Annotated in this window: 2 protein-coding genes; one reads left to right on the top strand and one right to left on the bottom strand. The window is 56.3% G+C overall.

The window, feature by feature from the left end:
- On the top strand, positions 1-776 hold a 776-nt coding region (locus KUC_RS19955; protein WP_244264746.1), incomplete at its 5' end, for a methyl-accepting chemotaxis protein.
- 4 nt (positions 777-780) lie between these two features.
- Here KUC_RS19955 and KUC_RS19950 read toward each other — a convergent pair.
- Positions 781-1,177: LysR substrate-binding domain-containing protein (locus tag KUC_RS19950; protein ID WP_244264745.1), on the bottom strand; the 397-nt coding region annotated here is incomplete at its 5' end.

Below are 1,177 nucleotides of genomic sequence, written 5' to 3'. Positions count from 1 at the left end.
ACGCGGCCAATGAGATCGCCATGGGCGGCCAGGATCTATCCCGTCGCACCGATAACGCGGCCGCTAGTCTGCAGCAAACCTCTGCATCGATTGAGGAAATCACCAGTACCGTTCAACACACAGCGGCATCCGCAAAAGAAGCCAACAAGCTTTCTCAAACCGCCTCAGAAGTAGCCAACGAAGGTGGGAAGGTTGTCGCAAATGTGGTGAACACCATGGAAGACATTACCCACGCGTCGGATAAGATCGGTAAAATCGTCACGCTAATGAACAGCATTTCTTTCCAGACCAACCTGCTGGCGCTTAATGCTTCGGTGGAAGCCGCTCGTGCTGGCGAGCATGGCCGTGGTTTTGCCGTGGTAGCCGACGAGGTACGCAAGCTGGCCGGGCGCAGCAGCGAGGCCGCCAACGATATTCAAAAGCTGATCGAGGATTCACAAACCAAGGTGAATAACGGCACTACTTTGGTGCGTAATGCGGGAGCTACCATGCAGGACATCGTCACGCATATTACCCGCGTTACCGATGTCTTGGAGGAGATCAATGCGGCCACCAGCGAGCAGAGCGATGGCATCAATCAGGTCAACATCGCTGTCGCAGAACTTGACCAAATGACCCAAGAGAACGCGGCCATGGTAGAAGAGTCCACGACCGCTGCCGAGCAGTTGAAAGAGCAGGCCGACCACTTAGCGGTCAACATAGGCAGCTTCAAACTGTCTCAACACCCACCTGCTCCGCTAACGTTAAACTCGGCTAGCGCTTTGCCATCGTTTTAAGGGATTAAGGAATCGGCGGCAGCGCAATATCGTCGCTGCGCTTGGCTCCGGCGGTCATTTCACGGCATAGGCGTAGGAACTCGCGCACGCCGGTGGTGAGGTATTTATGCCGGTGCCAAATAAACGTGAACTGGCGCTTTAAATCCAACTCCGGCGTGGGCAGCGGTACCAAGCTACCGCGCCGGAAGGCATCACGCAGCGCCAAGCGCGAGACACAGCCAATTCCCAGCCCCGACTCCACAGCACGCTTAATACCTTCCGTATGTTCAAGCTCCAGCAGCGTATTAAACCGGCTGCGACGGTGGCGGGCGGCGTGTTCCAGGGTCATGCGCGTACCGGACCCTTCTTCGCGCATAATCCAGTCCTCACGCAGCAATTGCTCAAGCTCAAGATGCTCGCGA

The organism is Vreelandella boliviensis LC1 (genome assembly GCF_000236035.1).
Classification (GTDB): domain Bacteria; phylum Pseudomonadota; class Gammaproteobacteria; order Pseudomonadales; family Halomonadaceae; genus Vreelandella; species Vreelandella boliviensis.
The sequence above is the reverse complement of the archived record's forward strand: the minus strand, read 5'-3'. Positions and strand labels throughout refer to the sequence as shown.